This is a genomic window from Candidatus Caldatribacterium sp. (genome assembly GCA_014359405.1).
GTDB classification, from domain to species: domain Bacteria; phylum Atribacterota; class Atribacteria; order Atribacterales; family Caldatribacteriaceae; genus Caldatribacterium; species Caldatribacterium oleiphilum.
Map to the genome: position 1 here is coordinate 19,896 of JACIZN010000006.1, position 8,236 is coordinate 28,131.

Below are 8,236 nucleotides of genomic sequence, written 5' to 3' on the forward strand. Positions count from 1 at the left end.
GGAATGCTGTACCGTGCACATGTTCTCGTAGAAGTGACGAGTAACTCCATAGCCCTGGGGGCAGCCCAGGTTAAGGAACAACTGGAGCGAGAAATTGCCCGTTTGGGGCTCCAAAACGAGGTTAAGGTTCTGGAGACGGGCAGTTTCGGTGCCGCCATTCCTTCTCCATTTGTTGCTGTATACCCTGACAACGTTGTGTACGCTCCGGTAAAGGTGCAGGACGTACGTAGAATCGTAGAAGAGCACCTCTTGAAAGGACGGGTGGTAAAGGATCTCCTTTTCTTAGGCGAGCGGGGACGGGAGGTAGCAGCCTTTCTTCCTCCTTCTCCTGCGGCAAAGGAGAAGCGGGTAGTTCTCCGAAACTGTGGCCTCATCGATCCCCTGAACATCGAGGAGTACATCGCTCGAGACGGGTACATGGCCCTTGCCAAGGTCCTCACCGAGATGACTCCCGAGGAAGTCATCGAAGTGGTGAAGCGGTCCGGTCTCCAGGGACGAGGTGGCGCAGGGTTCCCCACCGGCCTCAAGTGGGAGTTCACAAGAAAGGCTGATGGAGAAGAGAAGTACATCGTGTGCAATGCTGATGAGGGAGAACCGGGTACTTTCAAGGACCGCCTGATTCTCGAGGGCGATCCCCACTCCGTCCTTGAGGCCATGGCCATTGCTGGATATGCCGTCGGAGCAAAGGAAGGGTACATCTACGTCCGGGCGGAGTACCCCCAAAGCATCAGGCATCTTGAGGTGGCTATTGCTCAGGCAAGAGAACGGGGACTCCTTGGGGAAAAGATTCTCGGTACCTCTTTCTCCTTCGATGTGAAGATACGAAAAGGAGCTGGGGCTTACGTTTGCGGAGAAGAGACGGCACTCCTTGAGTCCATCGAAGGGAAACGGGGAGAACCACGGGTAAAGCCACCTTATCCGCCCCAAAAGGGCCTTTGGGGAAAACCAACGGTTATCAACAATGTCGAGACCTTGGCGAACATCCCTCCCATCATCCTCAACGGAGCAGAGTGGTTCCGCAGCATCGGTACCCCGACTTGTCCCGGGACCAAGGTCTTTACGCTCACCGGGAATGTGAACAACCTCGGTCTTGTCGAGGTCCCCATGGGAATCACCCTGCGGGAACTTGTCTTTGAAATTGGTGGGGGAATCCGAGGAGGACACGGCCTGAAACTTGTACAGACTGGCGGTCCTTCTGGAGGTACGATGACACCGGACCTCCTTGAGGTTCCCATGGCCTTTGATACCCTTCCCCGGTACAACTCCGCCCTTGGTTCAGGGGCGCTTACCGTTATTGACGATACCCACTGCATTGTCGACGTGGTGAAAAACTTCGCTGAATTCTTCCTTCATGAGTCCTGTGGGAAGTGCACACCCTGTCGCGTGGGGAATAAGCGCGTTGTCGATATCCTTGAGCGTATCGCGGAGGGTCTGGGAACTCCTGAGGACTTGGAGAAGCTCCGCCACCTGGGATATAACATGAAGGCAACGGCCTTTTGTGGCCTTGGACAGGCTGCTCCGAATCCTCTCCTGCGATGCCTTGAGTTCTTCCAAGATGAATTTGAGGTCCATGTTCGGGAAAAGCGATGTCCGAAGGGCATCTGTGCAATGAAATCGAAATCCCAAGTCAAGAAAACCGTACGGATATAGTGGGGAGTGAACGGCAGATGGCAAAGACTATCGGCGAAATGAAGGAAAAGGCTCAAGCAGTATCCCTTGTGACTATTTACCTTGACGGTCGGGAAGTGCGGGTTCCTGAGGGAGTTACGATTCTTGAAGCTTGCCGCATGGAAGGCCTCCATATTCCCACCCTCTGTTACTTTGAAGGCCTCAGTCCATGGGGTGGTTGCCGCATTTGCGTGGTCGAGGTCGAAGGACAGCCGAATCTCGTAGCTTCCTGCGTTACTCCTGTTCGAGAGGGAATGAAAATCTGGACTTCTTCAAAGAAAGTCCGAGAGGCCCGAAAGACAAACCTTGAACTTCTCCTCTCCAACCATCCTCTCGACTGCCAGCTCTGTGACCGAAATGGGTCCTGTGAATTGCAGGATCTTGCGTACCAGTTTGGGGTTCGAGAAATTCGTTTCCAAGGAGAGCGCAAGGTCTACGAAGTGGATCGGAGTAGCCCCTCGGTAAAAAGGGACCCGAACCGTTGCATTCTCTGTGGACGCTGTGTCCGTACCTGTCGAGAGGTTCAGACAGTTTGTGCGATTGATTTTGCCAATCGGGGATTTGAGACTGTTATCAGTCCCTCTCTTGGGCTGCCCCTTGGAGAAAGCGTCTGTGTGAACTGCGGTCAGTGCATTCTCGCCTGCCCAACAGGGGCACTCTCTGAGGTAAGCCATGTGGAAATGGTCTGGGAAGCCATTAACGATCCGGAGAAGTTTGTCATTCTTCAGACCGCTCCTGCCATTCGTGTGAGTATCGGTGAACCTTTTGGCCTTCCACCGGGGACTGTTACGACCGGGAAAATGGTTGCAGCCTTCCGCCGTCTTGGGTTTGACAAGGTTTTCGACACGAACTTTGCCGCCGATCTCACCATTATTGAGGAGGGCCACGAGTTCATTGCTCGCTTGAAACAGGGTGGTAAGCTCCCACTCATCACCTCCTGTAGCCCTGGGTGGATTAAGTTCATGGAGCATTTCTATCCGGAGCTCATGGAGAACGTTTCAACCTGTAAGTCTCCTCAACAGATGTTCGGTGCAGTGGCTAAGACATACTACGCCCAGAAATTAGGCATTGATCCTCAAAATATGGTCGTTGTTTCCATCATGCCGTGCACGGCGAAGAAGTTTGAGTGCCAGCGGGATGAGATGCGAGCCAGCGGGTTCCAGGACGTAGACTTTTCCCTCACCACAAGAGAGGCAGCACGCATGTTGAAGGAGAAGGGCATCGACCTTCGGGAAATGCCTGAAGAAGATTTCGACGACCCCTTGGGCATTTCCACCGGAGCCGCGGCGGTCTTTGGAGCTACCGGTGGAGTCATGGAGGCTGCACTTCGCTCGGTCTACGAGATTCTCACCGGGAAAACGCTTGAAAAGGTTGATTTCTACAGTGTCCGGGGTATGGACGGGGTAAAGGAGGCAACTGTCGATATCAACGGTATGGAGGTCCATGTGGCTGTTGCCCATGGTCTTGGTAATGCCCGGAAAGTGCTCGATGAGGTGAAGGCGGGTCGCTCCAAGTACCACTTCATCGAAATCATGGCCTGTCCTGGAGGATGCATCGGTGGCGGTGGACAGCCCATTCCAACCAATCTCGAGATTCGTATGAAGCGTATTGAAGCCATTTACCAGGTTGACCGAAGTTTGCCGTTGCGGAAGTCCCATGAGAACCCGGCCATCAAGCGTCTCTATGAGGAGTTCCTGGGTGAACCGAATGGAGAACGGGCGCACCATCTCCTCCACACCCACTATGTTCCCCGGGAACGGATGTAGTTTTCTCCTTGCGCTTGATCCGGGACGGGAGAAGGTGGGAATCGCAATCCTCAGAAGAGATGGGAGCGTGGTTTTCCAAAGGGTTTCCCCTCTTGGGGAGGTAGAGGAAATCATCGGGGAACTCAAGAAACGGTATAATCTTGAGGAAGCCGTTCTGGGAGGGGGTACAGGGAGTGCTGCTGTACTCCCTCTCCTTGAACGCATGGGGTTTCGAGTCCACCGTGTGGATGAACGGGGGAGCTCAGAAGAGGCGCGACGGTTGTACCTTAAGGAGTGCCGTATTCGAGGATGGAAAAGGGTGGTCGCTTTCTTGAGTTTCCTTTTTTCATCCAGGAGTTTCGACGACTGGCAAGCGGTGGTCATTGGACGAAGGTTTTTAGGGAGAACCGGAAAAGGCCATGGGTGACGAGGACCGTTTCCAAAGAGACGTCGTGCACCTTGCCCGTGAAGCCATCGCCTATTACCTGAGGAACAGGAAGTACCTTCCTGTTCCTTTAGACCTCCATCCCCGTTTGTACCAGGAGCGTCGGGGCGTTTTTGTATCCTTGAAGAGGGGAAAGGCATTGCGGGGGTGTATCGGAACATATCTTCCCCAGCAGGAGAACATTGCTGAGGAGATTACCCACAATGCGGTGAGTGCAGCAACGCAAGACCCCCGTTTCCCCCCTGTGACCCTCGAGGAACTCGATGCTCTTACCATTTCGGTCGATATCCTGAGCCCTCCTGAGCCGGTAACAGATCTCGCAAGCCTTGACCCTAAAAAGTACGGTGTGATTGTGGAGAGTGGATGGAAGAGAGGGTTGCTCCTTCCTGACATTGAGGGGGTAGACACGGTGGAGGAGCAGATTCGTATTGCGTCGATGAAGGCAGGTATAACCCCCCGGGAACCGGTGACAGTGTACCGCTTCACGGTTGAACGGTACAGAGAAAAGGACTCATGAAGGAAGCACGGTTCTTTGAGAGGAGTAATCATGAAGTCACCTGTCTCCTCTGTCCCCATCACTGCCGTATCCCCGAGGGAAGAACCGGTATATGCCGTGTTCGGAAAAACACAGATGGAACCCTTTACGCCCTCACGTATGGAAAGGTCTCTTCCATTGCCATTGACCCTATTGAAAAGAAGCCTTTGTACCATTTCTGCCCTGGGAGCAGGATTCTCTCCATTGGCAGCGTGGGGTGTAACTTTCAATGCCCTTTCTGTCAGAACTGGCAGATTTCTCAGGTTGGATTTGGTGACTTCCCACTCCATGAGGTTACCCCTGAAGCACTCCTTGAAATTGCAAAGAGGGAACAATCTATTGGGATTTCCTTCACCTACAACGAGCCTTTCATATGGTGGGAATTTGTGCACGATGTGGCGTTGCTCTTCCGAAAAGAGGGGTTGAAGAACGTCCTTGTAACCAACGGATATGTAGAAAGGGAACCCCTGGTGAAGCTCCTTCCCCTTGTTGATGCCCTGAACATCGACCTCAAATCCATAGACGAAAGCTTCTACAGGCACCACTGCAAGGCTCGACTCTCTCCCGTTCTCTCTACCATTGAAATCTCCTGGAAAGCAGGCGTTCATGTGGAACTTACGCATCTTGTGGTAACAGGGCTCAATGATACCCTGGAGGGAGTGCAGAGGCTCGTTGACTGGGTGGCGAATCTCTCTCCCTCTATTCCGCTGCACATTTCCAGGTATTTCCCAGCCTATAAACTCTCCCATTCCCCAACCTCTCTTGGTTTTTTGGAGGAAGCTTTCGCGATAGCCCGGGAAAAACTGCATTTTGTATACCTTGGAAATGTATGGGATGAGGAGAAAAGCTCGACCTTTTGCCCCTCCTGTGGTAAGGTAGTTGTTGTCCGGCATGGATACACTACTCGGGTTGTGGGCCTTGATGGGACCCGATGTCGCTTCTGTGGAGCCGATCTCCCCTTCGTGCTCTCCTGAGATGGCTACTCCTTGCAGCCGGAGGAGTCTTGGTCGTCTTTCACCTTTCTTCTGAAACCTTTTTGCGGAAAACCTTCCTTGGCTTTGATACCTTCATCGAGGTGGAACTTCCAAGAAGAGATGCCTCCCTTTTTTCCGAAATCGCCCTTCTCGTTCACCGGTACAATAGCCTCTGGAATCGCTTCTCTCCTCAGAGTTCCATAGCGCGCATTAATCATACCTCCAACTCTTGGGTTCCCCTCGATGCGGAGACATTCCACCTTTTGGAAGAGGCATTTGCCCTCTCGGAGAAAACGAAAGGCATGTTCTGTCCTCTGATTGGAGGTCTCATGGATCTCTGGGGGTTTTCTGGAAAGCCCCATGTTCCCGATCCCCAGGACCTTGAGCGAGAACTCAAGAACATCCGAGAAAGTACTATAATGTTCGACAGAAAGGAAAAAGCGGTGCTCCGGAAAGGAGAGGCAAAGCTTGATCTTGGGGGCATTGCTAAAGGGTACTTTGTGGACCTCCTTGTCCGTTTCCTTAGGGAGAGAAACGTGGAATCCTTTCTCATCAACGCAGGGGGGACGGTCTTTGGATCGGGAAAAGTATGGAGGGTGGGCATTCTCCATCCCCGGAGGGAAGGGCTCCTTGGACGGGTACGGATACGGGACCTCTGTGTTTCAACCTCGGCGGACTACTTCCGGTTCTTTGAAGAGAACGGAAGAAGGTACCACCACATCCTGAATCCTCGGAATGGGTATCCTGGAGAAACCTTCATAAGTGTTACGGTGGTTGCTCCGCAGGGTACCCTTGCAGATGTCCTGTCCACGGTGATTATGGCAGGGGATGAAGCCTTTCTCTCTCACATCCTTGAGGAGTTTCCCGAAGTTGCTGTGCTTGCAGTAAGAAAAGACGGTTCGGTGTTTCTTTCTCCGAAAATGCGGGAACTTTTTGAGGCTACCCATGAAACGTAAAGTCTTGTTCCTTGCAGTGCTCTTTTTCGTATCCTTGCAGATTATGGTTACCGTAACTCGCTTACCCGAGGGGAAAGATATCCGAGGCATTCGTTTCCTTGCCTTTCCACTCTACCGAGGAGGGCTTGTGGTGTACAATCTCTTCCGTTCCTGGGGAGAGCTCTTTAAGGAAAAAAGGATGCTCCTTGAGGAAAACGCACGCCTCAAGGAAGAGCTTGGACAGGTACGGGGAGAGAAGGTACTCCTTGAAGAAGAGCTTGAGCGGCTTCGAATGGAGATTGAGGCAACACGCATTGAAGAACGCTTCTCTTTTGAGGTTATTCCCGCCCAGGTTATTGGGAGAAACCCTTACGACTGGCTTGGGAGCATCACCATTGACCGAGGGGGAGAGGATGGGGTTACGGTAGGACTGGCAGTCGTCACGTACCAGGGCATGGTTGGACGAGTGGAGCGAGTATACCCTCGTTACGCTGAGGTTCGGCTCCTCCTTAGCCCTTCTCTTGCCCTGGGGGTTCTTGTGCAGCGCACTCGAGATCTCGGAGTTCTTTCCGGTGATGGCAGGGGAACGTGCACCGTAAAGTATATCCCCAGAGATTCCCAAGTTGCAGAAGGGGATCTCATCATTACCTCGGGCCTCGGCGAGAAAGTCCCTCGGGGTATCATAGTGGGAAGAGTCAGTAAAGTTCAGGAACGTCCGGGGGACCTCTTCAAGGAGATTGTTGTGGAACCGAGCTGTGATTTCTCGAGACTGGGAAGAGTGTTTGTGATCCGATGAAGGCCTGGGTTGATGTTCTCATCATTATCTTTCTCTTTCTCCTTGAGTTCCTCTGCGTTTCTTTCCTTTCCTTGTTTTTGCCCCTCTTCCACTATGTGAATGTGCTCCTCCCAGGAGGGATGTTTTTCTTGTACACTGGAGAACGCTTTGCCTTTCGTCTTTCTCTTCTTCTGGGAGGTGCCTTTCTTCTTGAGGTGCTCTCCTTTTCTCCATTCGGATTGTGGCTTTTCAGGGTTTCATTCCTCCTTGGGATTGCTCTCCTCTGGATAGAAGTGTTTTCTCGGGGAACCGTATCACTTGCGGTATTCTTTGCCCTCTATCCGTTCTTAGAGTTCCTTCTGGAACGCTTTGTGGTTTTACCTGTCACCGGCTCGGGGAGTTTCGCCGTTCCTTGGGTCCTTTTGGGGAAGGCTGTCAGTGTGTTCCTTGGTCTTTTCCTCTTCTTTGCGTGGTTGCGCTGGGGGAAGTACCATGTGGAATGAGGAAATGGGAGAGAAAATTCGCCAGAGGGTTTCCCTGCTCCTTTGGTTTGGGATTGCCCTCTTTTGCATTCTCTCCATCCGTCTCTGGTACCTCTCTGTTCTCCGAACCGAATGGTTTCAAGAGCGTTCGGAACGGAACAGGGTCCGTACTGTTCTCCTGCAGGCCCTTCGAGGGAATGTCTTGGACCGGAATGGGATCTGCCTTGCAAAGGATACTCCCCGCTTCCGGTTGGTCTTTCTTGTCGGAAGTGAGGAGAAAGAGGTCATCCTCCAGCGTATTGAGAAAGTTCTGGGAAAGCACCTCTCCTTTTCCTTGAGGGAGCGAGCAGCAGGGGAAATCGTGCTCCTTGAGGATGTACCCCTTGAAGATGTCGTGAGGATTGAGGAAAATAGAGAAATCCTGCCGGGGGTTCTCATCGAAGCTTATCCGGTGCGAAACTATGCGCTCGGAGAAGCTGTTGCACCTGTTACAGGGTACGTGGGAAAGATAAGCGCTGAAGAATTGAAGACGCTCGAAAAGATGGGGTATCGGGTTGAGGACAGAATAGGGAAAAGTGGTGTTGAGCTCTCCTGCGAGAGCATTCCCCTTATGAGGTCCTGGGGGTCCAGCACGCCGTTGCCGTTGCGGTCGGACACCCGGGCGTCCCCGGCGAAGT

9 protein-coding genes are annotated in these 8,236 nt (G+C 52.7%); all 9 read left to right on the top strand.

Annotated features, from left to right (window positions below; all coding sequences use genetic code 11):
• Positions 1-3: 3 nt before the first annotated feature.
• Positions 4-1,650: an NADH-quinone oxidoreductase subunit NuoF gene (gene nuoF / locus H5U36_01035; protein MBC7216769.1), complete on the top strand. Its 1,647-nt coding sequence runs from the start codon at positions 4-6 to the stop codon at positions 1,648-1,650.
• Between the two features lie 17 nt (positions 1,651-1,667).
• Positions 1,668-3,434 (top strand): iron hydrogenase small subunit, encoded by a 1,767-nt coding sequence (locus H5U36_01040; GenBank protein MBC7216770.1) that lies wholly within the window; start codon positions 1,668-1,670, stop codon positions 3,432-3,434.
• Positions 3,412-3,840: a hypothetical protein gene (locus tag H5U36_01045; protein MBC7216771.1), complete on the top strand. Its 429-nt coding sequence runs from the start codon at positions 3,412-3,414 to the stop codon at positions 3,838-3,840. Before H5U36_01040 ends, H5U36_01045 begins: the two co-directional genes overlap by 23 nt.
• Positions 3,833-4,375 carry an AmmeMemoRadiSam system protein A gene (gene amrA, locus H5U36_01050; protein ID MBC7216772.1) on the top strand — a complete coding sequence of 181 codons (543 nt, stop codon included), beginning with the start codon at positions 3,833-3,835 and terminating at the stop codon, positions 4,373-4,375. Before H5U36_01045 ends, amrA begins: the two co-directional genes overlap by 8 nt.
• Entirely contained in the window at positions 4,372-5,367 is a 996-nt protein-coding gene (amrS, locus tag H5U36_01055; protein ID MBC7216773.1) for an AmmeMemoRadiSam system radical SAM enzyme, read from the top strand. The genes amrA and amrS overlap by 4 nt, the downstream gene beginning before the upstream one ends.
• Positions 5,325-6,323: an FAD:protein FMN transferase gene (locus tag H5U36_01060; protein ID MBC7216774.1), complete on the top strand. Its 999-nt coding sequence runs from the start codon at positions 5,325-5,327 to the stop codon at positions 6,321-6,323. Before amrS ends, H5U36_01060 begins: the two co-directional genes overlap by 43 nt.
• Entirely contained in the window at positions 6,313-7,098 is a 786-nt protein-coding gene (gene mreC / locus H5U36_01065) for a rod shape-determining protein MreC (GenBank protein MBC7216775.1), read from the top strand. The genes H5U36_01060 and mreC overlap by 11 nt, the downstream gene beginning before the upstream one ends.
• Positions 7,095-7,580, top strand: coding sequence for a hypothetical protein (locus H5U36_01070; protein ID MBC7216776.1), 486 nt, complete (start codon positions 7,095-7,097; stop codon positions 7,578-7,580). The genes mreC and H5U36_01070 overlap by 4 nt, the downstream gene beginning before the upstream one ends.
• The coding region (locus tag H5U36_01075) for a hypothetical protein (GenBank protein ID MBC7216777.1) at positions 7,570-8,236 on the top strand (667 nt) is incomplete at its 3' end. The genes H5U36_01070 and H5U36_01075, both read left to right, overlap by 11 nt.

Coding starts and splice junctions, on each gene's coding strand:
- H5U36_01040 (MBC7216770.1), top strand. CDS start 1,668: ATGGCAAAGACTATCGGCGAAATGAAGGAAAAGGCTCAAGCAGTATCC.
- H5U36_01060 (MBC7216774.1), top strand. CDS start 5,325: ATGTCGCTTCTGTGGAGCCGATCTCCCCTTCGTGCTCTCCTGAGATGG.
- H5U36_01045 (MBC7216771.1), top strand. CDS start 3,412: ATGTTCCCCGGGAACGGATGTAGTTTTCTCCTTGCGCTTGATCCGGGA.
- nuoF (MBC7216769.1), top strand. CDS start 4: ATGCTGTACCGTGCACATGTTCTCGTAGAAGTGACGAGTAACTCCATA.
- amrS (MBC7216773.1), top strand. CDS start 4,372: ATGAAGGAAGCACGGTTCTTTGAGAGGAGTAATCATGAAGTCACCTGT.
- H5U36_01070 (MBC7216776.1), top strand. CDS start 7,095: ATGAAGGCCTGGGTTGATGTTCTCATCATTATCTTTCTCTTTCTCCTT.
- amrA (MBC7216772.1), top strand. CDS start 3,833: ATGGGTGACGAGGACCGTTTCCAAAGAGACGTCGTGCACCTTGCCCGT.
- mreC (MBC7216775.1), top strand. CDS start 6,313: ATGAAACGTAAAGTCTTGTTCCTTGCAGTGCTCTTTTTCGTATCCTTG.